This is a genomic window from Bacteroidales bacterium, from assembly GCA_014860585.1.
GTDB lineage: Bacteria > Bacteroidota > Bacteroidia > Bacteroidales > 4484-276 > RZYY01.
This window is the reverse complement of record JACZJL010000021.1, coordinates 1-17,644: the sequence shown is the minus strand read 5'-3', so window position 1 is coordinate 17,644 and position 17,644 is coordinate 1. Positions and strand designations below refer to the sequence as shown.

The window sequence follows — 17,644 nt, the reverse complement described above, 5'->3', positions numbered from 1 at the left end:
GGTTCGTTGCGCATCCGGTCAATTTCCTTAAAAACTTCGTCAATAGCCAGTTGTGTAACATCGTTGCCCACCTGTGTTGAAATATAAAGCAGCCCGGCATGTTGCATCGACACGAGGTTGGCGTTTATCCCATACGTGTACCCTTTATCTTCACGAATGTTGGTCATAAGTCTTGAACCGAAATATCCACCGAAAATGGTGTTGACCACCTGCATTTTTATCCAGTCCGGGTGGTTCATGTTGAATAAAGTTTTCCCGATGACAACACCCGATTGCAGGGCGTCTGGCTTTTCGATAAACAGGGATTTTTCCCGAAGGTTAGTTGAGTGGTTAAAGTTTTGTGGAGATATTTCGGATACCTGGTGCCGGCCAAAATAGCCATTGAGCAAATGTTGGATGTTTTCTGGAATCCGCCCCGAAACAATGATCCTGAATGTTGAGAAAAGGTAATTTTTGCGGTAATATTCCGAAAGTACTTCACCACTGATTTTATCGTAATCCTCTGCTTCGGCATAGGTTCCATAAGGGTGATCTGCCCCAAAAATTGTTTTTCCGAAATGTCTTCTCGCCAGGAAACTCACTTTCTCCAACTCCACGAGAAACTCCTGCTTCGACCGGCTGGTAATTGTTTTTACCTCAACCTCGGGAAAAGTAGGTGCAAGAACTATTTCACCGATCACAGGCAGCACCTGTTCGAAGTGCCTGGTAAGACAAAAAATAATAACCCTTGCATCATCGCGGGTTACACTGCCGGTAAGGGTGGCGCCGTAGTAATCGATTGTTCCGGCAATTTGCCCGGAGGAGAAATTTTTTGTACCCTCTCTCATGCAGCTGTTTGTAATATAGGGAACCGCTGGTCTAATGCTGGTGGAAGCGCCCGACTTATAAATAATGTCCATTTTAAGCACCTCCTGGTCGCCGGCAGCAATGCAGTAAACCGGGATTCCATTGTCCAGTAAAAAGTGTTCCGGCTCCTGCAAGTCAATGGTTTCAACCTTTTTGACGGGAGGCGCAGTTTTTCTCAGTGTTTCGATATTCATTCGTGGTTTTTTAATAAATTAAAACCGGGTTTTCCACATCACTTCTTTGCCCTGTAATAGAGGGTGGAACATTTTTCGGGAGTGAGCAAATGCTTCGAACCGGTTAATAAATGATCAGTAGTTACTGCCTGGTATTTGTCGATTTCGGTGTTCAGCAGCCCTGCATCACCCATTAATTCACCAAAAGCGAGATTAATGGCTTTGTTCAGGGCGTTCATCCGCGAAAAAGCCAGGTTAGCCTCCACTTTGTTCTTCACTTTTTGAAGCTCATTCATCTGAAGTTCTCCATTTTGTAACCTTGAAATTTCATCATTTATCGCTTTATCGGCTTCTTCAAGAGTGATACCGTCGCTGGGTTTACCCGAAATCACAAAAAGCCCCTCGTCAAAGTTCCCGGTAACATAAGCGTCCAATTCGGTAAAAAGATTCTGTTCCATGACAAGCCGCCTGTAAAACCGTGAAGAGTTGCCGTTGCCAAGCACATCCGACAGCAAGTCGGTGGCATAATAGTCGTGGTGTAACCTGTCGCACATTTTCCAGGTTTTGTAAATCATATCGGCCGGCACGCTGCGCTCCACTTCAAGGAAACGTGCCTCCTTCTGTTCCGGTTCTTTTGGCAGGTTCCGGTTATTTTCCCCAAAATTTTCAATTGGTTCAAACCATTTTTCCGCCAGCCGCTTTATTTCGTCGTATTCCACCTTGCCGGCTATTGCCATCACGGCATTATTGGGGTTATAAAATTTATGGTAAAATGCCCTGACGTCATCCATCACTGCCTGCTGAATGTGGCTGATCTCCTTCCCAATTGTTGGCCAGCGATAAGGATGAACCGTGTAGGCAAGAGGTCGAAGTATCAACCACGCATCGCCGTAAGGCTTGTTCAGATGGGTTTGGCGAAATTCCTCCGTTACTACATTACGCTGCACTTCAAGGCTTTTATCTGAAAAAGCAAGCTGGTTCATCCGGTCGGACTCCAGCCAAAATGCCGTTTCAAGGTTCTGAGAGGGCAGCGACAGATAGTAGTTTGTAATGTCGTTGGTGGTGTAGGCGTTGTTGGTCCCTCCTGCCTTTTCAAGCGGCTCGTCGTATTTGGGGATGTTCAGCGAACCGCCAAACATCAGGTGCTCAAACAAATGGGCAAAACCCGTCTTTTCAGGGTCTTCATCACGCGCACCAACATCATAAAGTACACTCATGGCAACCATCGGTGTGGATTTGTCCTGATGTACAACTACCCGAAGACCGTTTTTTAAGGTAAACTTCTCAAATAAAATCATGGGAAAAATTAAAATTTGCTTCAACAAAGAAACGGCGCCAAAGATACTGTGTTCATCGGAAGGCAGTAGAAATGTCGTTCATGTTTATCGATTCAGCTTTCTGCTTACCCGTTCAATTGAACAATGGAAGCCTTTTGATCGTTAACAGAAAAAAATCAAAAACTATGGCAGCAACACCAACAAATCAAATACCCCTCGGTTTTCAAGCCCCATTTTTTAAACTCCCCGATATGATTTCGGGTCAGGAGAAATCACTGGACGATCTGAAATCGGACAAAGCCACTGTGGTGGTTTTTATTTGTAATCACTGCCCTTTTGTGGTTCACATCATCAAAGCGTTGGTGAACGTGGGGAAAGAATATATTCACAAAGGTGTCTCTTTTGTAATGATCAATTCCAACGATGTGGAGAATTATCCAGCAGATTCACCAGAAAAAATGGTAGAGTTCGCCCGCCAACATGATTTTCCGTTTCCCTATCTTTATGACGAAACCCAGGAAGTGGCCAAAGCTTATGATGCCGCCTGCACACCCGATTTCAATGTGTTCGACGGTGATTTAAAATGCGTTTACCGCGGTCAGTTCGACGATGCCCGGCCCGGCAATGGCAAACCCATCACCGGCGCTGACCTGCGCCGAACCCTCGACCTGATCCTTGCCGGAAAACCGGTTCCTGCAGAGCAATTGCCAGGCATTGGCTGCAACATCAAGTGGAAGAAATGAGGTTTTATAGAGCTTAAAGGCAAATTTACAAAAGCCATTCCTAAAAATATATCACACCCGGAAAAATAGCTATTTTTGCCGCGGAGAAATGCCGGAGCGGTCGAACGGGGCAGACTCGAAATCTGTTGGCCGGCATTGCTGGCCCGGGGGTTCGAATCCCTCTTTCTCCGCTGACAAAATAAAAGCCTGGATCAAAGAGCGGTTCAGGCTTTTTTGTTCTATCAAACAGGAAATAACAGCAACAATGAAAACATGGCTTTTGGTTAATCGTGTTCAACCTGGGTTCGGTTTAACCACTTGCTTAGCTTAGGCTTCAGCATATGTGGAATCTATCCTAACAGATTGCGACTGCCAGTTAAGCTATAGTATCCGGCCCTAGCGGGATATTATCGCTGTTGAAACAGGAAAGTGCGCCTCAATTTTCATTCACCTGAAAAAATTCCGCCTTTACATTAGCTGTATCTTTTTTCCCTGTATCTTTGTGACCATTGTGAATTTAACGATTTATTAATGCAACCAACAATTGGTTTTTGCGTTTAAATGTTGAATTTTAAATCTGAAATATGACCTCTGCTAAACTTTTGATCCGTACTTTTAACGTAACCCTGTTGATTCTGTTTATCTTATCAACCAGCCTTTGGGCACAGCAGGCTAAATATGTATTTTATTTTATCGGTGACGGGATGGGAATGACCCATGTTGCCGTAACGGAAGCCTACATCGCAGCAGCACAGCGAGAAACCGGCTTCACGAAACTTAGCTTTAGTGAATTTCCAACAACAGGGGTTGCAAACAATCACGCCCTGAACAGGCTGATCACGGGATCGGCTGCTGCAGGCACAGCACTGGCCACAGGACAAAAAACCACGATCAATACGATTTCGATGGATGGAAAACGATTGAATAACCTGACATCAATTGCCTGTGAAGCCAGGGATCGCGGTTTCAAAATCGGGATTATTTCGAGCGTAAGTATCAATCACGCCACACCGGCGGTTTTCTACGCTAACCAGCCCACAAGATCAAATTACTATGAAATCAGTCTCGACCTGATGAAAAGCAATTTCAACTTCTTCGGTGGAGGAGGGTTCAACCAGCCGCTCGGTAAAAATAACGACCAGCCATCAGCCTACCTGCTGGCAGAGCAGGCTGGATTTACAATCACCAGGTCAGTCGAAGAATTTGACCGGCTGAAACCGGGAGACAACAAAGTAATTGCTGTTGGTAGCCCTATTGATGGATCTGCTGCTTTGCGGTTTGCAATAGATCAAAATTCAGAGGATATTCCATTGAGCCGGTTTATTGAAAAGTCTATTGAGCTTTTGGACAATGAAACAGGTTTTTTCATCATGGCTGAAGAAGGAAAAATTGACTGGGCTGCACATGCCAACGATGGTGCAACAGTAATTCAAAATGTAATTTCGCTTTCGGATGCAGTGGAGGTAGCCCTTGAATTTTATCATCAACATCCTGATGAAACCCTGATCGTGGTTACTGCTGACCACGAAACCGGCGGGTTATCTTTAGGATGGGCTGGGAAGCATTACGATTCCGATTTTGCGATATTACAACTGCAAAAAATATCGTCCGAGAGTTTTACGATCTTACTGGATTCACTGCTCAAAGGGCCGGCAAACCAGCGCTACGAATTCGCTATGGAAATGGTAAATAATTACTTTGGACTGGGTGGTGAAACCGGGATCACATTGTCAGACTATGAAAGCGAACTTTTCAAAACAGCCTGGAAAGCGATGAATGATACAACAATAATGACTGAAGAAGAAAAATACCTGCGCTATGGTGGAGGTAATCCAATCACAGCGACAGCCGTTCGCGTTTTGAATAACAAAGCCGGGTTGGGTTGGACCACATTTTCTCATACCGGAACGCCTGTACCTGTTTTTGCCATAGGGCAGGGACATGATATGTTCAATGGGTATTACGACATCACTGATATTCCAAAAAAGATCAGGATCGCAATGGGACTGAATCAATGATTTATTTCAATCAATAATTAATCAAAAAACTATTGTCATGGCTGAGTTTTTTTACCAGAACCCTTATCCGGTTCACGACGACACAACCCAATACAGGTTGTTGACCAAAAACTTTGTTTCGGTTGAAGAGTACAATGGCCGAAAAATCCTCAAAGTAGCCCCGGAAGGGCTGGAATTGCTGGCCCGTGAAGCCTTTTTTGATGTTTCATTTTATCTTCGTTCTTCACACATGAAACAGCTGGCCGCCATCCTTGAAGACCCGGATGCCAGCGATAACGAGCGCTTTGTAGCTTACACCATGATTAAAAACCAGGTGGTATCTGCCGAAGGAAAGTTACCTACTTGCCAGGACACAGGCACTGCCATCATCATGGCAAAAAAAGGTGAAAATGTTTATACAGGTGTTGATGATGCAGAATACCTTTCAAAAGGTGTTTATGATACCTGGCAGCAAAATTACCTGCGTTATTCCATGATTGCGCCGCTGACTATGACTGAAGAGAAAAATACTGCCACCAATCTTCCGGCGCAGATTGATATCTACTCTACTCCCGGTAACACTTATGAGTTCCTGATCGTGACAAAAGGCGGAGGATCTGCCAACAAAAGCGTTTTATTTCAGCAAACCAAATCACTGCTGACGGAGGAAAATCTGACAAAATTCTTCAGGGAAAAAGTAAAGGAACTTGGAACATCAGCCTGCCCGCCTTACCATCTTGCCGTTGTTATTGGCGGAACCAGTGCCGAATCCACCCTCACTGCGGTCAAGAAAGCATCAGCCGGATATTATGACAGTTTACCAACACAGGGCAATGCTTACGGCCAGGCATTCCGTGACCTTGAATGGGAAGACCGTATCGGCAAAATTTGCCAGGAAAGCGGCATTGGCGCACAGTTCGGAGGAAAATATTTTGCTCACGATGTACGGGTGATCCGCCTTCCGCGTCACGCAGCCTCCTGCCCCGTGGGAATGGGGGTAAGTTGCAGCGCCGACCGGAACATCAAAGCAAAAATTACTGAAAATGGTATCTTCATCGAAGAACTGGAAAAGAACCCGGCACGCTTCCTCCCTGCTGCTCCACCGGAAATGACCCCTGCTGTGGAGATCAACCTCGACCGGCCAATGGCAGAAGTGTTGGCCGAACTGAGTAAATACCCGGTAAAAACCCGTTTAAGCCTCAACGGCACATTGATCGTAGCACGCGATATTGCTCATGCCCGCATCAACCAGATGCTTCAAGAAGGGAAACCGATGCCTGATTATTTCAAAAATCACCCAGTTTATTACGCTGGCCCCGCTAAGACACCTGCTGGTATGCCTTCCGGAAGTTTCGGTCCAACAACCGCCGGCCGGATGGATGTATACGTTGACAAATTCCAAAGTCATGGCGGTTCGATGATTATGCTTGCAAAAGGAAACCGCAGCAAACAGGTTACAGGTGCATGTGCCAAATATGGCGGGTTCTATCTTGGCTCAATCGGAGGCCCTGCAGCAATTTTGGCCCAAGCCAATATTAAATCCATTGAACTTGTTGACTTTGAAGATCTTGGAATGGAAGCGGTAAGAAAGATAACGGTAAAAGACTTCCCGGCATTCATCATTGTAGATGATAAAGGGAATGATTTTTATCAGCAGATTTAATGCGGTTGAAACAGTCCGTTTAACTTAAATTTGCCTAGACTGTCTTAAAAGTCTGGTTTTAACCCGAAAAGTTAAAAATCCAAATGTAAGACTTTTGAGACAGTCTCTTCTTTTCTTATAGATGGAAAAGGCTTATCAACAGGAAATCCCCGTTAATCTGATACATTTTTAAAATGCTCATAACGATTGATGATATCGTTTACATAATTGAATGATTCCTCACCGCGAAGATACCCGTAAAAGACCACAGAATCGTTGTAATACCTGGGATTAGATTTATTAAGCAAAAAATAGTCTACATTTCCTTCCCAAACATTGGGGTTACGATTGTATTTAATGGCCAGCCTACGTGCATCAAACACATGAGCAATGCCGGCATTGTAAGCAGCCAGTACAAACCTTAACCGCTGATCATCGTCAGTCACGATATCTTTAAAGCGGGAATCCAACTCTTTGAGGTATTTCATCCCGGCTTCCATGTGATCCTCTGGAGAAGAGTCATAATCAACGCCGAGCATTTCAGCAGTTCCGGGCATGAGTTGCATCAAACCGAAGGCGCCCATCCATGAAGAAACATCTGTCTGGAATCTCGATTCCTGGTAGATCAGTGATGCCACAAGACGCCAATCAAGTCCATATTCCGGGCTTTTTGATTTAAGAAATTCATCCCAATCCGAAATTTTGCCACTTCTTATTGACGAGTACCGATAGGCTGACTGGAATGATCTCGGGCTCTCAAAATATTTTTGATAAACATATTTCCCCATGGATGAAACCAGGTAACCTTCAAGCCACTCATTCAAATGATTTTTCAGACTTTCAGAGCCAACATTCACTGCCCAGGCAAAGTTTTGTTTAAAGCTGACCGGCGTTTCTATATCAATATTCTGGTAATACTTTTGGTTTACACGCGCAATGTGCTCGTCACAAATGGTGTAATCAATCTCTCCGCTGGCTACCATTTCGATCAGCTGCTCAGTGTCCTGGGGAAACTCAACGATGTATATTTTACTCCCGATCTCCTCCTGAAGATTTCTAAGACGGGATGCATGTGCGGAATTGCGGGGTACAAATACCATCTTCCCGGCAAGGTCGAGAGGATTACGAATTATCCCCTGAATTGAGCCCTCATCCTGACTGGTTTGCTTTAAGCTGTTTGCTTTGCGCTGAACCAGCACCTGCTGGGTCTGGCCAAGGGGGTAAGTAAAATCAACCAACTTTTTCCTTTTACCTGTGACAGTCATCCCATGAGCAATCAAATCAACGTTACCTGCCCATAAATCCTCCATAGCATCGTTGATATCATTATGCACAACCAGCTCGAGATTCACACCAAGATGCATCGCATAGGCTTTGAGCAACTCATACTGGTAACCTGCAGGCTCTCCACGATAAATAAAATAATTTGTTGAGTTGTAATCGGTTGTGGCAATAAGGGCGCCCCTTTCGAGGATTTTATTCAAAGATTGGTCTTTCAAATTGAAGTTCTTTTGTTGTTGATTATCATCCTGCCGGTCGGGATTGCAGGATTGGGGTATTATTGTGATCAACGTTGCAAAGAACAAAAAAATCAAATACTTCATGCTTGATTGTTTAGTTAACAAATCGGCTGCAAAAATACACTTTTTTTAATTATCGTATTGATAATGAGATTTTAACACTTTTTAAGCAAAGTAAGCCTTGATTTTAGGTGAATAAAAACAGTAAAACAAATCTTAAGGTAACAGTCAACTCTTTTGTAAATTCTAATCGAAAAGGCTATTTAATTATTAACCTCATAACCTGATAATCAGCGCCATTGTTTAATTTAACAAGGTACAGTCCGGGTGACAGGGAGGAAACATCAATATCCGTGAAAGGACTGTTTAATTCGGTTAAATAAACCTCAACGCCGTGAATCGTTTGAATGCTTAATTGACAATTATCTGAAGCATGGTAGTGAACGCTCACTTTATCATGCGCGGGATTAGGATATAATCTGAATTTGGGAACGGCATTATCAAAAGCACTGCCGGAGGACTCTTTAAAATGATCAATTGCAGAAATTCCCCCGCTTACAAAAACACCCTCATGGGTTGGGAAGTCATTGTTGTATTGAGCTTCAAGCCAGACTTCCTGATTCGTTATTGATTTCATTAACCTAAAGTTGATGAAGCCATGTTCAGTGAATCCATCCATCTCATCAGTAGTTTGGTCATCACCAAAAAGCGTAATTGCTGTATTATTTTGATTCCACTCAACAAAACCAAAACATTTTCCTTCCTCATTAAAGGCACCGATGAAATCCCCCTCTTCAATTTGTGTTTCATTAAAAGCACTTACTGGTATGGCAATGGTATGGGTGATGTTTGTTTTTGCAAACTTATTCCAGGTCAAATCCTGGTTTAATTCGATTGAAGATTCCTGTGGATAGGATGTTGAATTGGACTTTTCGCAAGTTGGAAAAACGACTTCATCTTCGCTTCCCATCATCACCATATAGGCTGCACCAGGACTTAATGTCCCAATGGTATTGATATCAAATTCCGGCCAATAGATTTTGTAACCGGCAACCTCCCTGACCATAATTAGATCAGTTCCCGCAAACAAATCCTCAACACCCACATCACATCCAGATAATACAGGAATCAGGTTCCACCCTTCTGAAAGATCGAGCGTAACATCAACCATTGGGATTCCGGAGACGGTCAATATTACCTCACCGCTCATTTTAACCTGATATCCTGAGTTTATGTCCCAGTTTCCGATTGTATTGATCCCCTGGCTGGGCCAGTACACACCGGATAAGTTTTGTAGTATGACAAGCTGATTAACTATACCATTCAGCATGACCTCCAAATCTGCATCTGCCGGATTCAGATAGGATGAAATACCTGTCCAGCCGGCAGGGAGAAAAATATTCTGCTCATCATAAACGACCGGTATGGCCATCGGTGAATCCTGATCTCCCACAGCAAAGGCCCCCACGGTGGTCAAATCTGACCTGGTTTGAATGTATGGATTGTTGCCTGAGGCCGGCTTGGCATCCAATGCATTCCATGCGCCAGCATTAAAGTTTCCGATACCGCTTTTTGAACGATCAAAGAGTGCCCGCTCATTTTCAGCATTCCACTGAAAACTGATATTCAGATTACTTCCTCCGGGATTTTCTTCGATGATGTACCACGTATTCAGCACGCAATGATCAATTTCAGGAATAGTAACTCCTGAGGTGCCAGAATCAAGAACGTCCGAAAAAAGATTAACTCCATATCTGTCTGTTGAACCGGTATTTAACATCGTCACCGGAAGATAGGATGCAGCAGATCCTACCGGGAATAATACTTCGCTGTTACCCACTTCCCTGACGAGAACACCGTTGGATTCAGCAATCAGATAGGCATTACCATCTGCACCTGCTATCTGGCCGCCGGGCCCGATGAAAAGATTGTATTTATTGAGTGATAATTTCGCATTTGCAAACTGCAGGACTCCTGCAACATGGATTTCATTTTCGAGATCAACAAATTGTTCGATGCTCAAATTTCCAAAGTAGGTTCGGGAATTTCCACCGATTATTTGCCCGGAAGCTCCATTTACAACCACTGAACCGGATCCGTTTTGAAGATAAAGATCATTGGTTGCATTATTCTTCCAATTACCTCCGACAGAAATAATTCCTGCATTTTCTACTTCAACATCAGCGATGAAAGTTATATCACCCGGGATGTTCATCAATGTACCGTTTGTTAGTGTGATATCAGAACCGGCAATCGTAACATTCTGTGCAAGTCCGGATTGAATGAACAGGCCGATGATGAAGAAAGCTATATAAAGATGTGTTTTCATAGATTCGAATTTAGGTTTATTTCGAAGCTGATTATTGAAGTGAGATCAGCACGAGTACCAGTCCTTCATTATCTTCGAGGCTTGTCATTGCTTTACCGATAATGGCTCCGGTTGCTTTTTTGACGTTTTTTACCTTCATGGCGTACCCGGGTTTTGCAGAGGTTGTCAGAAAGTCTCCCGGGTTGATTTTCCCATTGGAGTTATCGGCTTTTACATAAACTCTTCCTGAAAGTGCAACAGGGTAATCACCTGAAGCAATCGTGTTGTCATGACCCATAACCAATCCGGGATCTACTCCATTGGCGCCACTGATCACACCGGCCACCTTTTTATCATAAGCTTCGTTGCACGGGAATAATTTACCGGGATTGAGAGGATCAATCGAAACAATCGTTCCGGGTTCGATAATCTGTTCCTCGCTATTCCTATCAATCACATCAAAATACTCTGCAAAGTCAGCGCCACCCGTGAGCCTTATTTCGCCACATGTAATCCGGCCTTTATTGGTACCGTTATATTCAGAATCCAGGATTATTGTGGATACTCCACCAACGGGTTTTAGGCTCAGATACGCTCCTCCTGAGCTATTTGCATCGAGGGTTACAGTCGAAGTGCCATCGTAGGCATATAGGGTTAAAGATCCACCATCAGATGAATTTGTTCCTTCGCTATTCAGGTAAACCGTTCTTGTATTGTTTCCATTATGCAAATTCAACCATGCATTAGAGGTGCTGGACGTAAACCACGCTCTCAGATTTCCATTGTTTTGTAAGGTAACCTGACCGCCATCCAAAATAACATCTCCGCCGTCCAGTTCAACGTTGCTGCTGTTAAGGCCATTGTAAGTTCCTATAAAACTTGCGCCATTTTTTAAAACAACATCTCCATTCCCGTTCACCTGAACCAACTCCTGCTCACCCCTCTCAAATTCCATGAATTGTGTATCGTCGGGTGAATTTGCCGGCAGTTTCAGCCGAACCAGGTCAAGATTTGGATAAGGGATAGCAGTCCTTTCAAAATTGATCAGATAATCCAGAACGCTTGGTGTACCACCACCTTTTACATCAATGAGCAAATCGGAACTGGGATCATTAATGTTAAAACGAGCGTTTGCCTCATCGGTTCCTGCGCCAATGGTTGATGCGTTGAGGTGTCCGTTGCCATTTACTTTCAATACCGTCTGATTGCCATACTTCAGATTTAAAAAATCGAAGTTGGTGTGTGAGCCGAACGGCACTCTCATTTGCAGGTAGTGTGTTCCGGGAAGTGGATTGATTGTTCTTTCGATGCCAACGATATATTCATCAACCTCACTGAGTCCCGAACTGGTAATTTTAAGTGCGCTACCTGATATACTGTTGATGTGTGTGGTAGCTTCCGGATAGTCTATACCAATACCAAGCCTTGTATCGGCTTCTTCCCAAACGAAATTATTTGAGCCGGTAAGCGTGTTGCCCATTCCCCAAAGAGCCACCTGCCCTTGCTGCCCGCTACCGCTCATTGATCCCGCCGACATAGCTACCCACTGGCCGCCATCCCAGAAATAATAAAGGTTTTGATTGGTGTCGAAAACCCACATCCCTTTTTCAGCCACACCAAGATTTGGTTGAAGAACATTTACCCTCTCGAATGTGGTTAAACGGTTGGGAAGCAGGCCCCTGTCAGTTGCCCCAAGGTCAAGCGAGGAGTTCAGATTGGGGGTTTCGTTGTCAATTCCGATTTGTGCATCAGCAAAATTAGCACTGAATAATAATGCGAACAAAATAACTAAGTACTTGATTTTTGTAAAGATAGTTTTCATATTAACTGGGTTTTTAATTATTTCCTAAAGTTGATTCTCCGCCGAGAGTTTTTAATAATACATTCTTGTTCATCAAAAAATTGATGGGGGTATAAGGTGATGGATAATCGTTAAAAAATAGGATTACAGCACCTTCGGCCGGAGGATTTGGTACTGCATTGAAGGCATCATCTACATACTGGAAAACACGCGAAGAAAATCCTAATGGGTTGTTCACCAACCTGTCAACATACTTGGTATTTATGATGTAATCGTGGAGATAAAGACCGCCCCAACCATAAATGTAGTCAAGTCCCGGGGTTCCCCAGTCCTTGTAGATTTGTGCTTTTCTATAAAGGAGATACCTGATATTGTCTGCATTCAGATTTGGTTGTGTTGACCACAGCGCTGCTGCTGCCCCGGCGGCATTGGGTGATGAACAGGAGGTTCCAAAAAACTGACCTCCTCCTCCAATAGTGGTTACAGTAGCTCCGGTAATATCAACTCCCTGTCTTCCTTCGTTGGTGGGACCCTCACTGCTATAAACGGTACTTATTCCTGAAACGCCGGATGGATTGTTAAAATCAGGACGATCCACAGCTGCCACCCCAATCACATTGTCAGCCGAGCAGGCTGCAGGCCAGGTTATCGAACCGGCAGCCACACGAAACGTTAATTGATCGTTGACAACGCTACTCCCAACACCACTCGTATTACATTGAATTTCAAACTCTACATCCGGCCCGGATATTTTTCTCACTGCTATTGCAACAGGTACAGCAAAACCTGCTGTATTCTGAAAATTTACACTTTCAAATTCAGTGCCTGCCATCTCATCTGAATCGAGTATTTGTGTTCCCTGAGCATTATAGATATAAATATTGTAATCGGTATTTTGGGAAGGATCCCAGGTGCAGCCACAACTTATCGAAGTCGTATCCTGAAGGGTAATGGTATTGAGCTCATTATTTCCCGACCAGCCATGCCAATTGTCATTGTCATTATCGGAAAAAGTCCCCTGCCAGTGCAATTTCTTACTGTTTCCGGATGAAACAAAGACCAGTATTCCGGCATCAGCGGCTGAATTGGTTGCGGTACAAAGGCTATTATCATCATCTTCCCAACCCAAACCACGATAACCCAGCGACATATTAATGATGTCCACATCATCTGATACTGCCTGGTCAACAGCACTGGCACACTGTGATGAATTGATCACTTTGTAAATGAAATACTGAGCATTGGGAGCATGATCAAATACGGTCTCAATCACTGCCACTCCATGAGACGAGCCATTCAAAACACCCGACGAAGAATAGTCTATTGAATCATAATTGGCCGGTGCCCGACCATTTGCAATTGCATTTTGAAGGCCATTGAACCCCACGTCAATAACAGCTATTTTGATTCCAGCACCTCCCGGAGCGCCGCCTGCAGAATAAGAGGCTGAATTATGTACCTGAGGTGTAGGCCCTTCATTTAAAGGATCGGCCGGTGCTTCCTGGTATAAAACATATCCCGTGGGTAAACTTTCTGCCAGCGCAATCAGATACCTGGGATCAATGTAAATACTGGTTTGCTCAGGATCTTCCCGAAATACTTCAATAGATTGATTGGTTAAAATCTCCTTCGGAGATACCCGATTGTCTCTGGGATGAATGATCCTGACGTTGACTTTACCGTCGTTTCGCATACCAATACGTGAATGGGACATGATCTGACCCATTTTTTCAACATTATCCGCATTGGCTACGTTGCATAATTCCCATAATCTCACCTGGATGGGCAGTTCTGTCGGTCTCCTCTGTAAAGCAGCATCCAAATCCACCTGCTGCGCAGAAACACTTGAGGTGAACAGGAAAATTAAAAGATAAGTAAAAAGAGTTTTCATAATTAAACGGATTATTGTACTACAATGCTTTTAAACATTGCTATTTAAGTATTGTTTAATATCAATTGTTAAATAATGGTTAAAAATCAACTGGTTAACTTTTTCATTGGAATAACTGACTTTTTCAACCCTGAATATGACTGTGATTACAGTTAACGGGTTAAAGAATTTAAGCATGAAATCCATTAAAATGTGCACTTTTGCAGTTTACAAGCAAATTTGAATATGGAATTTAATGAGCTGATTAAAAACAGAGAAAGCATCCGGAGCTATGATTCAAAGCGTATTGTTGAACCGGAAAAATTGAAAATGATTTTGGAGGCCGGCCGGCTGGCCCCTTCCGCTGCTAACCGACAGCCATGGAGGTTTTACCTGGTTTCATCAGATGAAAACCTCGCAAAGGTTAGGGAATGCTACCACCGTCAGTGGTTTAAGGACGCCCCGCATTTGCTTATTGTTGCTGGTAAAAGGAGCCTTGCCTGGAGCCGTGAAGCTGACGGGTACGATACATTACAGACTGATCTTACCATTGCCATGGACCACATGATTCTTGCGGCTGAATCTTTAGGTGTCGGAACCTGCTGGATAGTTGCATTCGATCCGCAGAAACTTCGTGCAACGGGAATTCTGGAAGATGAGGAGGAGGCCTTTTTTATGACTCCATTGGGTTACCCGGAAAAAGATTTTAATAAAACTGGCCGGAAAATCCGAAAACCTTTCGATGAGGTTGTCAAATTTATCTGATCCTTTTGATATCATATCATACTAATAATTAGTGATTTAAACCTGTTTTTATACGAATTGCCAATGAAGAGCACTTCAAACCTGAAACAACTTGTACAAACGTTCATCCGTCGATACCGCCTTGATGTGTTCAAAGATGTTGCATTATTTATCCTTATTACCCTCGTAATTCACTACACCTATCGATATTGGGCCAACACGCTCGAATACTGGCCGTTAAAGGAAGCTATTTTTAACCTTGAGGGGAAGATGGCAGAAACGGTCTATTATCCCAGTGCGTGGTTTGTTGGGAACGTGCTTCAGATTGAAATTACCGCAGTTGATCAGAATAAAACCATGTACTTTGCAAACGAAGGTTATATTGCCGTGAACAGGAGTTGCTCGGGGTTTAAACAGATCCTGCAGTTTGTGCTGTTGATGCTTCTTTTCCCGGGATCCTGGAAGCGGAAGCTTTGGTTTATTCCGTTGGGTGTAATCGCGGTATATTTCACCAATTTATTCAGGATCATCGGTTTGTCCGTTGTTATTGTTGTACTTCCGGAATACTGGGACTTTAGCCACGATTATCTTTTCAGACCATTCTTTTATGTGGTCATTTTTATGTTGTGGGTATGGTGGGTTGAAAAACTGGCGAAACCCAAAACCGAGAAGGCAATTGCGGGATAAATGGATAAAGATTTGGTCATTCAATGACAACTTTTCCAAAACCAGTCAAGCCGGCATCATTGTAAATCCTGTAGGAATAAAAACCTCTTGTGAATTCCTGCAACCCAATTTGCTGAACAGTTTCAGATAGAACAACTTCTTTGGCAAGCCTTCCATGCAAGTCATAAAACTCAACGGTTAGCGGCAAATCAGTATCCTCACACATAATCCATAACTTATCGGTGGCAGGGTTAGGGTAAATGTTTATTCCGTTTTTGGGTTGATTTTCCTCCATGCCAACAATAACCAGCGGTGTGCCCCAGGTTTCGCTGCCTTTTTTGTAATACACCAGCGAACGTTCAATTTCTCCCCAAAAATCACAATTGTGATAAGGTCCGCCTAATCCTTTGTACCAGGTGTAATCAGAAATGCAACCGTCAATAATTAAGTAGTTCCAGCAATATTCACCAGAATTGAAGAGCCAAAAATCGGGTGAAGGTTTGATTTTAGCCTGATGCCACTGGGTGTTCAATTTATAGTAAAATGCACCATCAGCCCAGTCTTCATCAAATACGATTTCGCCTGGTAGTTTGTCGAAATCTTCATTCGGGCGGTAAGTTTCGATGATGGTATCATGGATGAATTCAAATGTATTCCCCTGGTAACTGTAGTGCAAAGTTGACTGGATTCTCTCAACGGAATATCTTACTGAATCAGCAAAATCTTCACGGTCAAGGTATCTTTGAATGGTTTGTTGTAATTCATTTGGAGCAAAAAAGGTTGCGTTGAAGTAATAAACATGAAATTCATCTCCTGGCTGAAAATCATGCACTTCCATCCAGGTTAAATTTTGAACGCCAACCTGTGGATCAGACAAGCCTATCAATTCAAATTCACGCAAACCGTCCCAATCATTTCCAATGTAAGGATAGATATCAGGAAACAGGGCAAAGTTGAGCGTGCGAACAAACCCGAAATTTTTACTTAAAGCCACTGTCATGGAATTAATAGCGTGGTTAATGGGTTCCATCAAATGATTGTATGCCTGGAACCCGATGGTTTTAACCGAATCCTGCAATCCCAGAAAATTCTGAACATCATGGCTAATGAGGGTTGCTGTGATGATCAGTTGGCCTGGCCGATGAAAGGCCGTCCAGGTTTCGCCCTGCGTTACGGCAGTATTGATGTGAACGGTATCTTCTTCGCTGGTGACGAAAAGATTCCAGCCATTATCATGAACAATGATCTCTTTTCCAAGCCACGAAACACCATCAATGATATAACATTCCTGATAGGATATCTCCTGGAAACCGCCGAACGGCATCAATACCGAATCGGTTTGGAAATTCACTGAATCTATACGAACAAACTTAATAACGTTCCATTGATCTTCATACGAAGCAATCCTGCCGGAATTAAAGGTCTGGTAATTCTGAGCTTGTATTTGAAAAATCACGCTCAACAAGATGACGATTGATTGCAGTAGTTTTTTCATGGCAATATGTTATTGATATTCAGACCACAAATTTACATAAAACTACTGATTGAATCACAGAAACATGAGAGAAAAATTTGAGATTGAGGGTAGATTACTCGCTTCGCCTAAACACTGTCGCCAATCTGAACAAAGATTACCTCAACTCAAAAGCGCTTTCGCCAATCAGATTGCCGTCGGAGTAAATGCTTACGCGATAGCGGCCGGCCATAGTCTCTTCGTCGAGGTTGCGTTTTTTCCAGCTAACGCAAACATCTTGTGCACTTCCGGTGAAATCAATCGACTTTTTGAGAGAATATTGCAACTTATTATCCCTGTAAGTAAAAGTGTATTCATCCGTTTTGTCATAAATAAGAATGACGTCATCGGGGCGTGCAATCCGGATAAAGATGTCCTTTGTTCCCGGAGTGATGAGCGAATTTTCGCCAATAGTAAAACAGATTTTTAAGCCATCCGTGCGGCGTGCCTTGTCGGTTTCCTCTTCCTTTGCCCCACGATGTCTGATCCCAGACGACTGGATGTTGTAAGCTCTCAGAACAGCTGCTTCGGTAACTTTTTCTCGTAATTCCTGTTTTTCCTGTGT

13 protein-coding genes and 1 tRNA gene are annotated in these 17,644 nt (G+C 43.4%); 6 read left to right on the top strand and 8 right to left on the bottom strand.

Annotated features, from left to right (window positions below):
• Both IH598_02380 and IH598_02375 read right to left on the bottom strand, forming a co-directional pair.
• Positions 1 to 1,040 (bottom strand): insulinase family protein (locus IH598_02380; GenBank protein ID MBE0637349.1); only part of this gene is annotated, 1,040 nt, incomplete at its 3' end.
• Between the two features lie 38 nt (positions 1,041 to 1,078).
• Positions 1,079 to 2,317, bottom strand: a complete 1,239-nt coding sequence (locus IH598_02375; protein MBE0637348.1) for an insulinase family protein — start codon at positions 2,315 to 2,317, stop codon at positions 1,079 to 1,081.
• A gap of 164 nt (positions 2,318 to 2,481) precedes the next feature.
• Here IH598_02375 and IH598_02370 point away from each other — a divergent pair, with 164 nt between their 5' ends.
• From IH598_02370 to IH598_02355, 4 genes are all read left to right on the top strand, one after another.
• Positions 2,482 to 3,039, top strand: coding sequence for a thioredoxin family protein (locus IH598_02370; protein MBE0637347.1), 558 nt, complete (start codon positions 2,482 to 2,484; stop codon positions 3,037 to 3,039).
• 82 nt (positions 3,040 to 3,121) lie between these two features.
• Positions 3,122 to 3,209 (top strand) — tRNA-Ser (locus tag IH598_02365).
• 393 nt (positions 3,210 to 3,602) lie between these two features.
• Positions 3,603 to 5,036: an alkaline phosphatase gene (locus tag IH598_02360; protein ID MBE0637346.1), complete on the top strand. Its 1,434-nt coding sequence runs from the start codon at positions 3,603 to 3,605 to the stop codon at positions 5,034 to 5,036.
• A 37-nt stretch (positions 5,037 to 5,073) separates the two neighbouring features.
• Positions 5,074 to 6,678, top strand: a complete 1,605-nt coding sequence (locus IH598_02355) for a fumarate hydratase (GenBank protein ID MBE0637345.1) — start codon at positions 5,074 to 5,076, stop codon at positions 6,676 to 6,678.
• A gap of 152 nt (positions 6,679 to 6,830) precedes the next feature.
• Here IH598_02355 and IH598_02350 read toward each other — a convergent pair whose 3' ends face one another.
• From IH598_02350 to IH598_02335, 4 genes are all read right to left on the bottom strand, one after another.
• Positions 6,831 to 8,261 carry a transporter substrate-binding domain-containing protein gene (locus tag IH598_02350; GenBank protein ID MBE0637344.1) on the bottom strand — a complete coding sequence of 477 codons (1,431 nt, stop codon included), beginning with the start codon at positions 8,259 to 8,261 and terminating at the stop codon, positions 6,831 to 6,833.
• A gap of 175 nt (positions 8,262 to 8,436) precedes the next feature.
• On the bottom strand, positions 8,437 to 10,506 hold the full coding sequence (locus IH598_02345; protein ID MBE0637343.1) for a T9SS type A sorting domain-containing protein: 2,070 nt from the start codon (positions 10,504 to 10,506) through the stop codon (positions 8,437 to 8,439).
• Between the two features lie 31 nt (positions 10,507 to 10,537).
• Entirely contained in the window at positions 10,538 to 12,307 is a 1,770-nt protein-coding gene (locus tag IH598_02340) for a hypothetical protein (GenBank protein MBE0637342.1), read from the bottom strand.
• Positions 12,308 to 12,320: 13 nt separating this feature from the next.
• The gene (locus IH598_02335; protein MBE0637341.1) at positions 12,321 to 14,177 is read right to left on the bottom strand and encodes a S8 family serine peptidase; all 1,857 of its coding nucleotides are present in this window, start codon (positions 14,175 to 14,177) and stop codon (positions 12,321 to 12,323) included.
• Positions 14,178 to 14,402: 225 nt separating this feature from the next.
• Between IH598_02335 and IH598_02330 the strand changes: the two genes are divergently transcribed.
• Positions 14,403 to 14,921, top strand: coding sequence for a nitroreductase family protein (locus IH598_02330; GenBank protein ID MBE0637340.1), 519 nt, complete (start codon positions 14,403 to 14,405; stop codon positions 14,919 to 14,921).
• Positions 14,922 to 14,984: 63 nt separating this feature from the next.
• On the top strand, positions 14,985 to 15,587 hold the full coding sequence (locus tag IH598_02325) for an archaeosortase/exosortase family protein (protein ID MBE0637339.1): 603 nt from the start codon (positions 14,985 to 14,987) through the stop codon (positions 15,585 to 15,587).
• Between the two features lie 16 nt (positions 15,588 to 15,603).
• Here IH598_02325 and IH598_02320 read toward each other — a convergent pair whose 3' ends face one another.
• Positions 15,604 to 17,061 (bottom strand): T9SS type A sorting domain-containing protein, encoded by a 1,458-nt coding sequence (locus IH598_02320; protein MBE0637338.1) that lies wholly within the window; start codon positions 17,059 to 17,061, stop codon positions 15,604 to 15,606.
• A gap of 136 nt (positions 17,062 to 17,197) precedes the next feature.
• On the bottom strand, positions 17,198 to 17,644 hold a 447-nt coding region (locus tag IH598_02315; GenBank protein ID MBE0637337.1), incomplete at its 5' end, for a hypothetical protein.